This is a genomic window from Enterovibrio norvegicus FF-33, from assembly GCF_000286835.2.
Lineage (GTDB): Bacteria > Pseudomonadota > Gammaproteobacteria > Enterobacterales > Vibrionaceae > Enterovibrio > Enterovibrio norvegicus_A.
In genome coordinates this window covers 1,429,616-1,445,720 of record NZ_AJYD02000038.1, presented here as the reverse complement: position 1 = coordinate 1,445,720, position 16,105 = coordinate 1,429,616, and the positions used below count along the sequence as shown (strand labels likewise).

The window sequence follows — 16,105 nt, the reverse complement described above, 5'->3', positions numbered from 1 at the left end:
TAGCCTAATTCACTAGCAAATTGTCGTTAATTTAGGCATGAGGTCGCACAGCACCTATCACTTTTTAGTCAACACAGACCCGATTTCTCCCCAATTTCTTCGCCATCATGCGTTGTTTTTCCGCTTTTTTAAGCAACGTACTTTGCTTGGTAAACAACGAAACACCACACAGATGAACACCAGCACTCAACGTAATGCGTTGGTAAATTGTTGATGTTTTGCTGCTAATGTTGAGATGACAAACTGAATTGACAATCTTTTCAGCCAACTCGCGTATCTCAACTTCATCATCATATTGCACTAAAACAACAAATTCACCCGGTGACGTTGTCACCAAATGGCTAGATTCCAGCTCCACCAAATTGTCTTCGATCGATGCTGTAATTAACCGCAACATTCGATCAGTCGAGTCCACGCCATACTTTTTCTCATACGCGCGGAAAAAATCTATCGCAATGGATATGACAGCAAGAGATGCTTTTTGCTTTCGAACCTGTGAGACAAAACCGGATAAACTCAGCGCCAAGTGTTTTTCATTCGGTAAACCAGTACGGAAATCTGTGATATTTGCCCACAGTCCCTGTTGCTTGGTTCCTGACAATTCCCGTCTTAATTGTGCCAACTCTTTTGCTTGATCCTTGTGCACAATCTGAAGCTCAGAGAATCTCGCATTGGCTGACTCTGTTTCGCGCAATTTAATAATTTTCTGACACACCGACGCCGCAAGTAATTTAATCGCTTCTTTCTTTGGTTCGTCCAATACTGAACGATAAATCAAATTATCAGCCGCGAGCCAACCGATACACTCGTCCCGGTCCCACATCGCCATCATGATGTTCCAACCAATCCCGACTTCCTCTAATCCGAAATAAAGAGGCACGTTTTCTTTCACAATCAATTCGTTTTTCCGAGTAAACGCTTCTTCAATAAACAGACTGTTGGGCATCTCCTGACAAAAATCAGATCGGTCAACCACATTGCCATGGGGATCAGTTCCCCATGTCCCCCACATTTTCAACGTTTCCATATCACAAAGAAAAATGCCCATTCGATCGATTTGGAGTCGATCTCGTCCCAGCTCAATCGCGATTCGACACAGAGAATGTGTCGTCGTTGCTTTGGTGAATCGAAGCGATATTTCGTGAAGGCTTTTTAAGTAGGTGAGCTGAGAAGATAAGGTGCGATTGTTTAAGGCTAGGTTCAACTCGTTTTGCTTTTTAGAGAGTTGCATCTGCGTGAGTTGGTGTTTGAGGACCTTGCATTTCAACTGAAAGGCAGCATCTTGGCGAAGCCAATTGAACGCTTCTCGACGCAGCGTTCTGATTTCGTTTGGTATATCAATCTCAACCAGAACAAAACCCAGTAAACAGTCACTTTTGGTCAGGGGAATAACAGCGTGCTCCCACATGACATGATTTTTTTGCCATCCGCCATGAAAGGGTAATTCAGATACAAATGAAAATTCGTCGTGATATTTTTTGGCGAGAAGTGGCCAGTCAATGAAATAGCCGCTGTATTCTTCAACGGGCTTAAAATTGGCGTAAAAACTAAACACATGCTGCGTTTGACTTGCAGCAAGCCGAAGCACGTCATTTCCCCAAACAAACAACGCGATGTTCTTGATGCCGTTTTGTTTTCTTAGTTGCTCAAAGACACACTTACACCAGGATTCAAGGGTGTCATTCGTCCCTATTTTTTCAATCTGACGCTCTAATTCAGCACTTTCCATGTGCACACCCACTCACACAACATCGACTGAACCCATTCTGTCATCCGAATCAAATTTCGCATTGCTGTTACATCAACTTTGAGATGCGCCACGAAGTTTTAGCCTGTGTTATTGAGCAAGTTGTTAGGACACACGTCTTGGTTTTAATGTCTTGAATACGTATAGTGTTGCGGTTCACACTCTGAGATCAGGCTAATGTTTCAAGACAATCCGCTACTAGCACAACTAAAACAGCAAATTAAAGAAACCATTCCGAAAAAAGAAGGCACGATCAAAGCCACAGAAAAAGGCTTCGGTTTTCTTGAAGTTGATAATAAAACCAGCTACTTCATTCCACCTGTATACATGAAGAAAGTGATGCATGGTGACAAGGTTGTCGCGCTGATCCGCACCGAAAAAGAGAAAGAAGTAGCGGAACCCGATGAATTATTGGAGCAATCCATTACTCGATTCATCGGTCGAGTAAAAATGATCCGCAATAATCTAAATGTCGTCCCTGACAGTCCCCAGCTAAAAGACGCTATACGTGCTAAGACGTGTAAAGGGCTAAGTCATGATGCGTTATCTGACGGTGACTGGGTTGTGGCGAAACTTATCCGCCACCCTTTAAAAGGTGAAAACGGCTTCTTTTGTGAAATCAGTGAAAAAATCACTGACGCAAACGACAAGGGTGCACCTTGGTGGGTAACATTGGCAAAGCATGATCTGCCGAACCAAGAACCCGCACCTCAGACAAATTGGGAAATGCTCGACGAATCGCTCATCCGCGAAGATCTGACCCAAGTGCCATTTATCACTATTGACAACGCCTCAACCAAAGATATGGACGATGCGTTGCACACGGTAGCGAACGAAGATGGTACCTATACGCTGACCATCGCTATTGCTGACCCAACAGCATATGTTGCCGAAAGCACAGAACTTGATAAACAAGCCCGCGAGCGCGGTTTCACTATCTATCTGCCTGGTCGTAACATTCCAATGTTGCCTCGCGAGTTGAGCGACGACCTTTGCTCCTTGCGTGAAGAAGAAATTCGCCCTGCACTTTGTTGCCGTGTAACCGTTCAAGCCGATGGCACGATTGCCGAAGACGCCACTTTCTTTTCAGCCACCATCAAATCGCAAGCTCGTTTAGCGTATGACAACGTGTCTGATTGGATTGAGAACGGTCACAGCGAAAACTGGCAACCATCAGATGTCATTGCAGAGCAAGTGAATGCGCTCCACCGCCTTGCAAAGGCGCGTGTGAATTGGCGTGAAACCAACGCAGTGACCTTCCCTGACCGTCCAGACTATCGTTTTGAGTTAAGCGAAGACAATGACGTTATCGCCATACACGTTGACCCACGTCGTATTGCCAACCGCATGGTTGAAGAAGCAATGATCACCGCGAATATTTGTGCAGGTCGTGCTTTGCGTGAGCATTTTGGCTTTGGTGTGTTTAACACTCACGCTGGTTTTTCTACTGAGAAAATGGCGGATGCCGTTGAGATGATCAACCAACATGGTGGTGACGTAAACGCAGACACACTAGCAACCGTTGAAGGTTTCAGTGCATTGCGTCGCTGGTTGAACACTCAAGAGACCACCTTCTTGGACAATCGTATTCGTAAATATCAAGCATATAGCGAAGTGGGTACGGCACCCGCCCCGCATTTTGCAATGGGTCTGGATGTTTACGCAACGTGGACATCTCCAATCCGTAAGTATGGCGATATGGTTAACCATCGCCTACTTAAAGCGATCGTGCGTGGCGAAACCGCGGCACAAACGCCTGACGAGCTGATTGGCGATGAGCTGGCGCTGCACCGCAAGCATCATCGCATGGCCGAGCGTGACGTTTCTGACTGGTTGTATGTGCGCTTGCTTAAAGACAGCGTAAAAGAAAAGAAAGCTTTCTTGGCTGAAATTTTCGATATCAACCGTGCCGGCATGCGTGTTCGTCTTCTTGAAAATGGCGCAATGACCTTTATTCCTGGTTCATTGATTTGTGAGAACAAGAAACGCGTTGAATGCAATGCTGATATGGGAACCATCTCCGTTGACGGTAATAAAGAATTCCAACTGGGCGACCAGATTGAAGTGAATATTACTGACATCAAAGAGGCTACCCGCTCTATTGTCGGGAAGCCAACGAGAGAGTTTGCTGTCGTTGCAGAGAAGCTAGAAGCAGAAGATGCGGTTGCTACAAAGGGCGAATAACCTATCGCACCTTTAGTCTTCGAAGAAGCCAGACATCGTCTGGCTTTTTTTTGATCTGTTGATGGTCAGTTAGCGAAATTTTGGCAATAAAAAACCCGGTCCATGGAGCCGGGTCAGGTTACCTTTTGACTTTTCAGTGCGTAAGCAAAGTAAAGTCCAGCTATGCAGTAACGCCAAAAATGGACCAATCATTAGGTTGTCGGCGGCCAAACCAAATCCTTATGACTGTTTGTTGTCCAAACCAGTTTGCTCGTTGCAAACCTTATTGTTATTCAATGTATATATTTGAAACAGTACTTTGCTACATCACGCTGATGTTTGGTTGAACGATGTAAGCGTTTTCGCACAACCAAAAGAATCAACATGTTTACAATCTTCAACAGCATGACATCACATCAAACCGTCGACTCAATATAGTGATAATGCTCGCATAAAACAAAGCATGATGTAAAGTTATTGTAAACATCACCACACACATCAGTATAAGAAATCATCTTAATACTCATTGAGTTACTTTAAGCGTAGACTGCCCAATTGAAATTAACCAACTCTTCGCCTAACTTTTTATACCCTGCATGCCTGTAAATTTATCACCCCAATACCGAACTGAATGAGAACACAGCTAGATGACAGGTATATTAACCAACCGAAGACGTCGAACCCGTCTTATTCATGATACAAATATGATTCAATACTTCCCCAGTCAACAGCCAAAAAAAAACCGCAACTTCATAAAAAGATGCGGTTGGATATGCAGAGCATATTGCCAAAGGACTCGTTCTTTACTTCTGACGCCTTAATAACTCAATTTCTTTTGCTACGTCAGCGCGTGTTAAACCCACGTCGTTAAGAAAGTGTTGATCTTCCAGTTTTCGTTCAAGTTCACTGCGTAACTGATAACGACGCCATAAACCCCAACACTTGTGGACGAGGGTTGCGATGAAACCGCCATGAAGCTTGCTTGGCATTTGATCAATGTCGATGCCGTGCCGAGAATTTACCGTTCTGCTTGCTTTGCTTCTCATGACGTTTCCCCTTTTATCTGTGTCTCTTTCACTAACCCACTTGACAGTTCAATATTTAAACAATTTAATTGTTAAGAAAAGCCAATAGTTTTCACACAAAACTTCAAAGGAATTGATGTATGACCAACTTTGATATCGACCAGTTGAGAACACTCGTCGCGATCGTTGACTGCGGGAACTTTGCCGCAGCAGCAAACAGCGTTCACCGCACGCAATCTGCAGTTAGCATGCAAATGAAAAAACTTGAGGAAGTGTCAGGCGTTGCATTGTTTCAAAAACAAGGACGTCGCCATGTACTTACGTCTCACGGTATGACGTTGGTGAGCTATGCGCGCCAAATGCTGGTATTGAATGATGAGGCGATGGCCCATTTTCATAGCCCGGAAATGAACGGCATTGTTAAATTGGGTGTCTGTGACGACTACGTCAACCTTGTTTTTCGTCGGATACTCACGGGGTTTTCTGAGCGCTACCCTAACCTTCAGCTTTCAGTTCAAAGTAACAGCAGCCAACGATTGCTCAAACAAGTACTGGATGGGCGTTTAGATCTCGCATTGATTAATATTCACGACCAAAGCTACCCTGCCACACAACTCTTTACCGAAAAGCTGGTTTGGGCCAAAGCCAAGCACATTACCTACTGCAAAGACCGACCACTCCCGCTAGCCATCGAAGTCGAGTGCCGATGGGGACGGCTTGCCATGGATATTCTCGATCGCGCGAGTATCCCTTATCAGGTGGTACTGTCGGCTGCAGATTTTCATGGCTTAAACGCAGCCATTGAATCAGGCATGGCGGTTTCATTGATTGCCGCTTGCTCAGTCACGGAAGATATGGATTTGCTGGAATGGTTGAACAGTAATTCGGTAGAAACATCGATTGCCAGTGGACTAAGTCTAAAACCAGGGGCAAGTGAACCCGCGGTTCTTGCTCTGGCTGACTACATTACTGAATGGTATATGCGCCGCAATCAAAGTGCAGCATAGCAGCTTCTCTCACTCGATATCTGTCTGACTAATTAGTGAGAATAAGGCAGCACTGTGAGAGGCATAATATTGCGCCACAAGTTGCTCGCATTTAGACTGGAGATATTCGCTTATAGCAGGTGTTTATTCTACTAATGCGCGCCATCATCACATTAAAAGCCATTTCGCTCGTCAGCTTTGTGCTCACGGGTTGTGAATCAACACCGACGGCCACACCCTACGATTCCACGAATGCGCACTACAAAACAGACAGACCAAATTCATTAGCGCCATATATTAAATTGGGTGAACCTCTGAGTGCGGCATTAGTTCAATACTTCGAAGAATGGCAAGGTACACCCTATCGTTGGGGCGGAGTATCGAAGAAGGGAATCGACTGTTCGGCATTTACGCAGCAAGCTTATCAAGCCGTTTTTCAACACCCGCTGCCGCGTACTACTAGGCAACAAGTGACGAAAGGCAACAAAACAACGTTACACTCTGCAACCTATGGCGACTTAATCTTCTTCAAAACGGGCGCTCGCCGCTATCATGTTGGAATATATATCGGTGATAAGCAGTTCATGCATGCCTCTTCGTCGAAAGGTGTCAGCATCTCAACGTTAGACAACCCATACTGGTCGGCACGCATCTGGCAGATCCGTAGCTATTTTGCTGAATAAGCTTTCAACGATTATCTCTACCAAGGAATCACCGTCCCATCGTGATGATATAACCGCCCTGAGTCCTCAGCATTAACATGTTCGAATTGGGCCAGTATCCGGCTTGCCGTCATCGACGGCGAATATAACTTATCTTGGGGCCAGTTCTTGGTAAAAGGCTCTGAGAGTGCGCTTGGTGTCGTTCCTGGGTGCATCGCAATCACAGTGCAACGCTTTGAACGCCTCCCCCATTCAATAGAAAGCGTTTTGATAAACATATTCAGCGCGGCTTTTGACATGCGGTAGCTGTACCAACCACCTAACTGATTGTCTTCAATGCTAGCAACTTTGGCACTAAGCGATACCCATGTAAGTTCTGAGTGAGAGTTAATCAACGGGGACACTGCCTGCGATAAATATAAATGTGGCAAAACATTCACCGACATCGACTTTTCTAACCACTCTGCTGACACTTGCCCTAGGTGCTTTTCAGGAGAATGGTTGTCATCGTGAAGTATTCCTGCGCATTGAATAATACCCTTAAGATCAGACGAATAAGGGGAAAGCCAATCTCGAATCTTTTGCACATTATCCGATTGTGTCATGTCGACACACAAATGTGCGCTGACCCTGTCATCACTAGGAAGATCTGATCGGCTTGCCGTTATAACGCGATAGTCGTTTTGAAGCAGCCTCTTGGTTAATGCCAAACCAATACTTCCATGTGAGCCAGCCACCAATACCGTCTTCTTCATCCTTATTCCTCTAAATTGTTCTGCTAATATCACCTAACACACTGATTCATCAATTATCGTGATCTTTTCAATTATTTAAACGTATTGCGTTCGGTACTGAAAATTGCACGAGCATTGGAATAGCTATATATGACTCAAAACACCATTGTGATCACTGGCGCTGCGCAAAGGATCGGGTTTGCGCTTGCTAAACATTTTGTCGAAGGCGGAAATTCGGTGATTGTTTCCTATCGTACTGAAAGGTCGGGCATCGCCACCCTACGTAAGATGGGGGTGGAATGCATTCACGCTGATTTTTCAACCGATGCTGGCATTCATCAATTTGCGAGAACATTGGCAGAGCGTAACCTTACCCTTCGTGCACTCATACACAACGCCTCGGATTGGAACGCAGAAAAGCATACTGACGATTATGCCGCCTTGTTAGATCAGATGATGCAAGTACACGTAAAAGCGCCCTACTTGCTCAATCAGGCACTCGCACCGTTTATGCGTACTGATGAGAATGCGGACAGTGACATCATTCACTTTACTGATTATGTCGTGAAGAAAGGCAGCGCGAAACATATCGCGTATGCAGCGAGTAAAGCGGCACTGGAAAACCTCACTCTCTCTTTCGCACAGAAACTTGCGCCACAAGTTAAGGTGAATAGCATTGCTCCCGCACTCATTATGTTTAACGATAGTGACGACGACAATTACAAGCGAAAAGCACTGTCTAAATCTTTGATGAACCTTGCTCCAGGTGAAGCAGAGATAGTGAATGCGGTTGAATTTATATTGAACAGTAACTACATGACAGGCCAAAGCGTCAATCTTGACGGTGGCCGAGCACTAAAATAACAAGACGGAATGATAGCTATGCAAAATGCGATTATCACTATTACCAATCTTCGCCTACGCACATACATTGGCTTTAATCCTGATGAGCAAGAAAAGAAACAGGATGTTGTGCTGAACATTGAGATTCACTACCCCGGCGACAAAGCATGCTCAAGCGATGTCGTTGACGAAGCGTTAAATTATAAGGTGATCACGAAAACCATCATCGACCATGTCGAAAATGGCCGTTTCCTGTTGCTCGAAAAATTAGTTTCAAGTGTTCTCGATATCGCTAAAGGTCACCATTGGGTCACGTTTGCACGCGTGACCATCGATAAACCTCATGCACTTAGGTTTGCCGATTCTGTCTCTCTGAGCCTGAGTTGGCAGCAAGAAGAATGATACGGAATGCATAAAATTTAAGGTTCCTTCTATTTTTTCGAACAAGTTGTTCAGTTGCTGGTGCTTAACCTTAAAGCAATATTGATTATAATTCTCATTAACACTAATCAATTGGACACGTTTCTGAAATGGAAAAACCCGCTCAGTATGGTCTTACCCAGCGCCTAATCCACTGGCTCAGTGCTTTGCTTATCATTGGACTGTTTGCCGCCGGATTGTGGATGGTTGACCTTACCTATTACAGCAGCTGGTATAAAACGGCCCCTCATTGGCACAAATCAGTCGGTCTTTGTGTCGCAGCATTAACCCTTTTTCGTCTGGTTTGGCGTTTTGTCAAAAGTACGCCAGAGATAGAGGGTAAACGATTCGAAAGAATGGCAGCACACGCAGCGCACAACGTCATTTATCTCCTATTGATTGTTATTTTCACGTCGGGCTATTTAATTTCCACTTCAGATGGTCGTCCCATCGAAGTTTTCGACTGGTTTGCAGTTCCTGCGTTGGGTGAGCTATTCCCTGACCAATCTGACATTGCAGGAACCGTTCACTACTATGCCGCTTTTGGGCTAATCGGATTGGCTGTATTGCATGCCGCCGCCGCACTTAAGCACCACTTTATCGATAAAGATAATACGTTACGGAAAATGATTGGAGGCAAATCGTGATGAAAAAGACCCTACTTGCTTTAGCGCTCGGAGCGACAACACTATTCTCAGCGGCTACGTTGGCAGATGACTATGTCATCGACACCAATGGCGCTCACGCGTCAATCAACTTCAAAGTTCCACATCTGGGCTACAGCTTTATTAAAGGTCGTTTCAACGATTTTGGTGGAGAGTTTTCTTACGATCCCGCGAATGTTACTGATTCGGTCATCGTTGTGAACATTGATACAACGAGTCTGGATTCCAACCACGCCGAACGCGACAAGCACTTGCGCAGTGGAGACTTCATTAATGCATCTAAGTTCTCAACAGCCACCTTTAAAAGTACATCTGTTGAAGAAAATGCAGATGGTACACTCACCCTTAATGGCGACCTGACATTGCATGGTAAAACCAATCCAATTGCTATTCAGGCAAATTTCATTGGTGCAGGTGAAGACCCTTGGGGTGGATATCGTGCTGGCTTTGAAGGGACTACCCGCCTTGCGTTGAAAGACTATGATATCGCGGTCATGGGTGCATCTAGCTATGTAGATTTAGAGTTGCATGTCGAAGGTATTCGAAAGTAATTTACTCACGAATCTCTCCAAACAAACTCCCCCTACTAATCGGGCAGATTTCAAATCTGCCCGATTTCTTTTCTCCCTTATTAGACTCAAAATCAGTTAAAAACAACTCTGATCTGCAACCCTAATAAAGTAGATTTTGATCACAAAATCGGCCAATCTGAGCGCGTAGAGTGTTGAGTTTATTTCTGCGAATTTGGCGGTGAAATGTTCAACCCAATTCTGTTTCGTCATCAATTGCATCAGATCCCAGAACTGTCTGGTTTTGAAAAAAAAACACAGACAATCCTTGCTGAAAAATTACGATCTTTTGGTTTTGAGCCAATAGAAGGCATTGGGGGGCATGGTGTTGTCGTTCAAATTGAAACGGGTTTGGACGGGCCACGTCTTTTGTTTCGTGCAGATACTGATGCGCTTCCAATTAACGAACTCGCAAAACACGAACATGGATCGAGACGCTATGGCGCCATGCATGCCTGCGGACACGACGGTCATTCAGCCAGCTTAATGGCACTCGCACATCGACTGTCTTCTCAGCGCCTTCAGCGTGGTTCCATCACCCTTATTTTTCAGCCTTCTGAAGAAAACGGGCTCGGCGCACTTGCCATGCTTAATGATAATGCATGGGCAAAAGGTAACATTGATTACGCATTTGGTTATCACAATATCCCTGGCTACCCACTGGGGCAGATACTCTGCCGAGATAACACTTTCTCTTGTGCATCGATCGGTGTTTCCATCACGTTTAAAGGCACGACTGCACATGCAGCCTACCCAGAAACTGCGGCCAATCCTTCCCGAGCCATCAGACAAATGATGCTAGACATCGAAACCTTGCCCACGGAGATAACTCAAGGGTTTGCTATGTCGACCATTGTGCATATCAATTTGGGACAAGCAGCATTTGGAACGACACCTCAATCTGGCGAATTAATGGCGACATTGAGAAGTGACAGCAACAAATGCTTTTCGACACTCTGTGCACAGGTGAAAGAGCGAGCAGAGTATTATGCAAAAAGAGATGATCTAACATTAAACATTGAATGGATTGATTCATTCAGTGCCACCATCAATCATAGCGAAGCTAACATGCTGTTAAAACAAGCATGTAAAGACTTAGGATTTGATTTCATTGGGCTTGAGCAGCCAATGCGATGGTCCGAAGATTTTTCTGAATACGCTAAAACATGGCCATCAGCATTTTTTGGCATTGGCAGCGGAGCCGACCACCCGCCTCTTCATGATCCTCGCTATGATTTTCCCGACACGCTAATCGATATTTCAAGTAAGATTTTTGAGCAGATTATTCGCGATATGAATGGACTCAAATAAAATCCATCCCTCCTTTCTTGTTGTTAAAGTAAACAGATAGCAACAAAAAAGGGATGAACATATGTTCATCCCTTTCACGTGGTGATACGTTAAATCTAGATGAGATCTAGCACTTACAATTCACCGCGTAGCTCAACGAGTTTCGCTTTAATTGCACGTGCTTTGTCTTCCGACAGATCATATTTCCACATCACTATAATCGCGAGTGCTGCTGTCGAAGCCGGGATAATAATATCAGCAAGACGTAATTGAATCAGCGTTTCAGCCGACTGACTCGCGGCACCGGGGTCAAAGCCGACCAATTTAATCACCAAGCCACCCAAGATTAGCGCCAGTGCTTGGCCTAATTTGACCATCAGCCAATAGATTGCACCGAAGGTACCTTCACGGCGTGGCATACCATTTGACAGTTCATCCATATCGCAAACATCAGCAGTCATACTCATCATCAGAGTAAACAAACCACCAATACCAAACGACATCAACGGGATCGGCATGAAGATCAACCAAGGGTTTGAAGGATCAAAGCTCCACCATTTCAGGCTATAGCCTACAATTGAAATCATCGTTGAAATGATGAAAGCATTGCGCTTTCCATACTTGCTTGCCATCCAGCTAATAATTGGAATAACCAAAAATGCCGTTGTCATAGCACTAACCGTTGCAAACCATGCTGGCCAGCTACCTGTCGCACCGTAGTCGCCACCAAACATATGGAAAACAATGATAAAGAAGCTAAATGAAGCCACCAATTGGAAGCCATTGAAGACTAAGAAAGTCGCGCCACACAGCTTAACAAAAGGGCCGTTTTTGAAGACTGTTCGAATGCCAGAAAAGACTGCTTTCAAGTTCGTCCACAATGTTGCGAATGAAATCTCAGCACGGTTCTCAAGTTTGCTGTCATCAAGACCTTTACAGAATAGACCCGGCAAAATACCCAAAACGATACATGCACCTGCAACATACAGAGAAAGTTCACGTACCCCTTCGGCCTGCGTTGGGAACAAATCTTTATCCGCAATCATTACCCAGAACCACGGTACGATCATCCATGCAACCTGACCCATCGTTTGAGCGAATGCCATCAAGCGAGTACGTTCGTTGTAGTCCGAGGTCATTTCGTAACCAAGGGCAACGAAAGGCGTCGCAAACATGGTGTTACCGATAGTGAAGATCATCGAGAAAATGAGGAAATACCAAAAGTTATACGCTTGAGATGCTTCAGGATCGAGTTGCCAAAGTAAGGCAAAAAACACGCCACTTAGAATGGCGCCAACAACAATGTAAGGCCTTCTTCTACCCCAACGTGATTTGGTGTTGTCTGTGATGAATCCCATGATGGGATCGGTTAATGCATCAAAAAGCCTTGGCAGTCCACCCAATAAACCCGCTAGAAATGGGTCAATACCAAAAGCAGTGATAAGAAAGAAAGAGAAGACGCCTAACGCTCCAGGTAAAAGGTTAAGCGTGAGTGTGCCTGCACCGTACGCCCCTTTCTGTGTCATCGGAACGTCGATTTTCGCTTTCATGATTTGATTTTCTGTCGCTTCTATCTGTGACATCGCTCTACTTGTTAACCGATTGTGAATTTGGTATTGCAATACTAACCAAGTGTTGCGAGATACATCAAATCACCCATCAAGAACACATGCCTATTAAATATCATTTTGAAAGCGCTTTCTTTGGTTCTATATGTCACCAACAGAAGCTTCCATTGTGATTATTATTAAAAATAGACTATTGGCGAGATTATCATCTGAATAGATGGGTGAATTTGGTATATTTCCTATAAGTGATGTGACATACAAATATTTGCGGATGAATGTAACGATGTATCGATTAGGAGACACAAAAAATAATGTACGCCTACGCATATGAATATTTCAGATTATTTTTTTATTCAACGACTTATTCATTTTCACCAATGCATCTCGATAAGACCTTCCATTCACATTTATGCAAAGAAAGCGCTTTCTAAAATAACGCCTGTTTTCAAACAAACTGCTGGGATGGCAGAAAAGAAAAAGAAAAAAGCCAGTGGGACCCCACTGGCTTTGATGTTCATTTATCAAGGAATTTCTAGACGTTAGCTTTTGCTTGCTCGACGCTCTTGAACTGCATCAGCCAGACGCTGAAGCACTTGCTCTGTATCAGGCCAGCCAATACATGCATCGGTAATGCTCTGACCGTACACAGGCGCTTTTCCTTCAACAAGATCTTGGCGACCTTCAACAAGGTGGCTTTCAATCATCACACCAAAGATAGCATCGTTTCCGCCAGCCACTTGGTTTGCAACATCGTCAGCGACAACAACTTGGCGTTTGAAGTCTTTGCTGCTGTTTGCATGACTGAAATCAATCATCAATTTGTTGCGCAGTTTTGCTGCATCCAGCTGCTCGGTTATCGCTGCAACGTGCTCTGCTGAATAGTTTGGCTCTTTACCACCACGAAGAATAATATGGCAATCATCATTGCCGGCCGTTTCAACAATCGCTGAATGACCATATTTGGTCACTGACAAGAAATGGTGCGGAGATTCCGCGGAACGAATCGCATCCGTTGCAATTTTTATGTTGCCATCGGTACCGTTTTTAAAACCAACAGGACAAGACAAACCTGACGATAGCTCGCGGTGTACTTGAGATTCTGTAGTACGCGCACCAATTGCACCCCAACTGATCAAATCGCCCATGTACTGTGGCGTGATCATATCAAGGAACTCGCCTGCCGTTGGCAATCCCATATCGGTAATATCAAGCAGCAATTTACGACCAATTCGTAAACCGTCATTGAGCTGGAAGCTGTTATCCATGTACGGGTCGTTGATCAACCCCTTCCAGCCAACAGTCGTACGTGGTTTTTCGAAATATACACGCATCACGACTTCAAGTTTGTCTGCATGTTGGTCACGAAGCGCTTTTAGCTTCTTCGCATATTCAACGGCAGCTTCTGTGTCGTGAATTGAACAAGGACCGATGATAACCAAAAGACGATCATCGTTGTCATTCAGAATATTGTGGATAGCTTGACGAGCATTAAATACCGTTTCAGACGCCTTTTCAGTGGCTGAATACTTCTCCAGAATTGCCACAGGTGGCAGGAGTTCTTTAATGTTGCTAATTCGTACGTCGTCTGTTTTATAAATGCTCATTATTTCACCTTGCTGCTCACTAACCATTGCTCCTACAAAGAGGTTAAGCAATGTGTTTCCCTACATATTGATTGTTAACTTATCGCCATTCCACACAGAGTGCAAACCTAATTTTACAGATATATAGATTTTTTTATGCACTTACAACATTGACTGAGGAAATATATGTGCTAAAGGAAGCTTTGATTGCTTACCTAGTCATGATGATTAGCGAGTCGGCCATAGCTTTTCAAGATCGAGTGATGTTTCCAACGCATCCGCTAACACATTGAGACTCCTCTCTCTTTCGTCTTCCAGGCTAACCCGTTTCGCATCGCCTAGCCCTGCCCATTCCAGAAGCAATGAGCAGGCTTCTGGCGAATCAAACAGCCCATGCCAGTAGGTACCAAGCACGTTATTATCTTGATTAATCAACCCGTCGAGACCATTTTCTGATGAGATCAAGTGCTCCCCAGCGGAGTCTGTGATACCCATATGTATTTCATATCCAAAAACGGGGGCTGTTTTACCACAGAGACGTAATTGTCCTTTGCAACGCGTCAGTACTTTTTCACGCTCAATAATGGTGTGAGTGTTTAGATAGCCGAGTCCTTCAGCGCGTAAAATTGTTCCTTCAATACCGTGGGGATCTTCAAGCATCTTGCCAAGCATCTGATATCCTCCACAAATCCCCATCACTTTACCGCCATATCGCAGGTGCTTGGTAATTTGTTCATCCCAGCCGTATTCGCGCAATGATGCCAAATCTGAAATGACACTTTTACTTCCTGGAAGAATGATGAGGTCACACGTAGGTAAAGGCTTGCCCGGCGCAGCAAATTGCAAATTCACTTGAGGGTGAATCCGAAGTGCATCGAAATCTGTGTGGTTACTGATGCGGGGTACTACAGGTACCACAACGTTAAGGGTTTTATCAGTGTCCAAAGTAACCTGAGTGACATCAATGGCATCTTCTGCATCAAGCATCAAACCCTGAAGATAAGGCACGACGCCAATCACGGGTTTGCCCGTTTTCTCTTCTAACCAATCAAGCCCTGGTTCAAGTAAAGAAATGTCTCCGCGGAAGCGATTGATAACAAAACCAATCACACGATCTCGCTCAGATTGGGAGAGACAGTCCAATGTTCCAACCAAGTGCGCGAACACGCCGCCTCTGTCGATATCAGCAACAATAATCACTGGCACATCTGCTTCTTCAGCAAACCCCATATTCGCGATGTCATTCTCCCGAAGGTTTACTTCGGCTGGGCTACCTGCTCCTTCAATCAGCACACATTCAAATTGCTGTTGAAGAATAGAAAAAGATTCCATCACAGGCTTCATGGCGAATTGCTTATAAGATTTAAAGCCAATCGCGTTCATGGATTCACCCGCTTTGCCTTGCACAATAATTTGTGCGCCACAATCGGAGTTAGGCTTTAGCAGTATCGGATTCATGTGCACCGTGGGCTCTACACCACAAGCTAATGCTTGAAACGCCTGAGCGCGGCCAATTTCGCCGCCATCGGAGGTGACTGCGCTGTTGAGCGCCATGTTTTGTGGTTTAAAAGGCGCAACAGCAATACCACGGCGTAAAAGTACACGACCTAGTCCGGCGACAAGAACACTTTTCCCAGCATCGGATGTTGTGCCTTGCACCATGAGCGCTTTAGAAGTTGGAAGCATGAAAAGACCTAATAGTTTTTCGGCACATCAATATCGCCGACGAGGAATGCAAAGATATCACACTGTTTGCAGAAAAATGCCAACGCAATCCGTTGCTAAGAAATTGTTTGCAATCATGGTCAAAGTTATTTGAATCATCACTAAAGTTTTAGACCAGCAACTCA

At 44.7% G+C, this 16,105-nt stretch carries 14 protein-coding genes; 8 read left to right on the top strand and 6 right to left on the bottom strand.

Going from position 1 to position 16,105, the window contains the following annotated elements:
• Positions 1–64 precede the first annotated feature (64 nt).
• Complete coding sequence (locus A1OO_RS14705; RefSeq protein WP_016958651.1) at positions 65–1,729, bottom strand: GGDEF domain-containing protein; 1,665 nt, start codon at positions 1,727–1,729, stop codon at positions 65–67.
• A 195-nt stretch (positions 1,730–1,924) separates the two neighbouring features.
• On the opposite strand from A1OO_RS14705, the gene A1OO_RS14700 reads away from it, so the two are divergent.
• Entirely contained in the window at positions 1,925–3,931 is a 2,007-nt protein-coding gene (locus tag A1OO_RS14700) for an exoribonuclease II (protein WP_017003461.1), read from the top strand.
• 782 nt (positions 3,932–4,713) lie between these two features.
• Here the strand turns inward: A1OO_RS14700 and A1OO_RS14695 are convergent.
• A complete protein-coding gene (locus A1OO_RS14695) occupies positions 4,714–4,956 on the bottom strand; it encodes a hypothetical protein (protein WP_016958649.1) in 243 nt (80 codons plus the stop codon).
• Between the two features lie 119 nt (positions 4,957–5,075).
• On the opposite strand from A1OO_RS14695, the gene A1OO_RS14690 reads away from it, so the two are divergent.
• Together A1OO_RS14690 and A1OO_RS14685 are read left to right on the top strand one after the other, a co-directional pair.
• On the top strand, positions 5,076–5,942 hold the full coding sequence (locus tag A1OO_RS14690; protein ID WP_016958648.1) for a LysR substrate-binding domain-containing protein: 867 nt from the start codon (positions 5,076–5,078) through the stop codon (positions 5,940–5,942).
• Between the two features lie 134 nt (positions 5,943–6,076).
• A complete protein-coding gene (locus tag A1OO_RS14685; protein ID WP_016958647.1) occupies positions 6,077–6,604 on the top strand; it encodes a C40 family peptidase in 528 nt (175 codons plus the stop codon).
• A 17-nt stretch (positions 6,605–6,621) separates the two neighbouring features.
• Here the strand turns inward: A1OO_RS14685 and A1OO_RS14680 are convergent, their stop codons facing one another.
• Positions 6,622–7,338 (bottom strand): SDR family NAD(P)-dependent oxidoreductase, encoded by a 717-nt coding sequence (locus tag A1OO_RS14680; RefSeq protein ID WP_016958646.1) that lies wholly within the window; start codon positions 7,336–7,338, stop codon positions 6,622–6,624.
• Positions 7,339–7,467: 129 nt separating this feature from the next.
• On the opposite strand from A1OO_RS14680, the gene folM reads away from it, so the two are divergent.
• From folM to A1OO_RS14655, 5 genes are all read left to right on the top strand, one after another.
• The gene (folM, locus tag A1OO_RS14675) at positions 7,468–8,181 is read left to right on the top strand and encodes a dihydromonapterin reductase (protein ID WP_016958645.1); all 714 of its coding nucleotides are present in this window, start codon (positions 7,468–7,470) and stop codon (positions 8,179–8,181) included.
• Between the two features lie 18 nt (positions 8,182–8,199).
• Positions 8,200–8,562: a dihydroneopterin triphosphate 2'-epimerase gene (folX, locus tag A1OO_RS14670; protein WP_016958644.1), complete on the top strand. Its 363-nt coding sequence runs from the start codon at positions 8,200–8,202 to the stop codon at positions 8,560–8,562.
• A 128-nt stretch (positions 8,563–8,690) separates the two neighbouring features.
• A complete protein-coding gene (locus A1OO_RS14665; RefSeq protein ID WP_016958643.1) occupies positions 8,691–9,227 on the top strand; it encodes a cytochrome b in 537 nt (178 codons plus the stop codon).
• The gene (locus tag A1OO_RS14660) at positions 9,227–9,796 is read left to right on the top strand and encodes a YceI family protein (protein WP_016958642.1); all 570 of its coding nucleotides are present in this window, start codon (positions 9,227–9,229) and stop codon (positions 9,794–9,796) included. Before A1OO_RS14665 ends, A1OO_RS14660 begins: the two co-directional genes overlap by 1 nt.
• A 204-nt stretch (positions 9,797–10,000) precedes the next feature.
• Entirely contained in the window at positions 10,001–11,125 is a 1,125-nt protein-coding gene (locus A1OO_RS14655) for an amidohydrolase (RefSeq protein WP_016958641.1), read from the top strand.
• A 113-nt stretch (positions 11,126–11,238) separates the two neighbouring features.
• Here A1OO_RS14655 and A1OO_RS14650 read toward each other — a convergent pair whose 3' ends face one another.
• From A1OO_RS14650 to A1OO_RS14635, 3 genes are all read right to left on the bottom strand, one after another.
• Positions 11,239–12,687, bottom strand: a complete 1,449-nt coding sequence (locus tag A1OO_RS14650) for an MFS transporter (RefSeq protein WP_016958640.1) — start codon at positions 12,685–12,687, stop codon at positions 11,239–11,241.
• Positions 12,688–13,211: 524 nt separating this feature from the next.
• Complete coding sequence (gene aroG, locus A1OO_RS14640) at positions 13,212–14,270, bottom strand: 3-deoxy-7-phosphoheptulonate synthase AroG (RefSeq protein ID WP_026023874.1); 1,059 nt, start codon at positions 14,268–14,270, stop codon at positions 13,212–13,214.
• A gap of 213 nt (positions 14,271–14,483) precedes the next feature.
• On the bottom strand, positions 14,484–15,941 hold the full coding sequence (locus tag A1OO_RS14635; RefSeq protein ID WP_016958637.1) for a cobyric acid synthase: 1,458 nt from the start codon (positions 15,939–15,941) through the stop codon (positions 14,484–14,486).
• Positions 15,942–16,105: the final 164 nt, after the last annotated feature.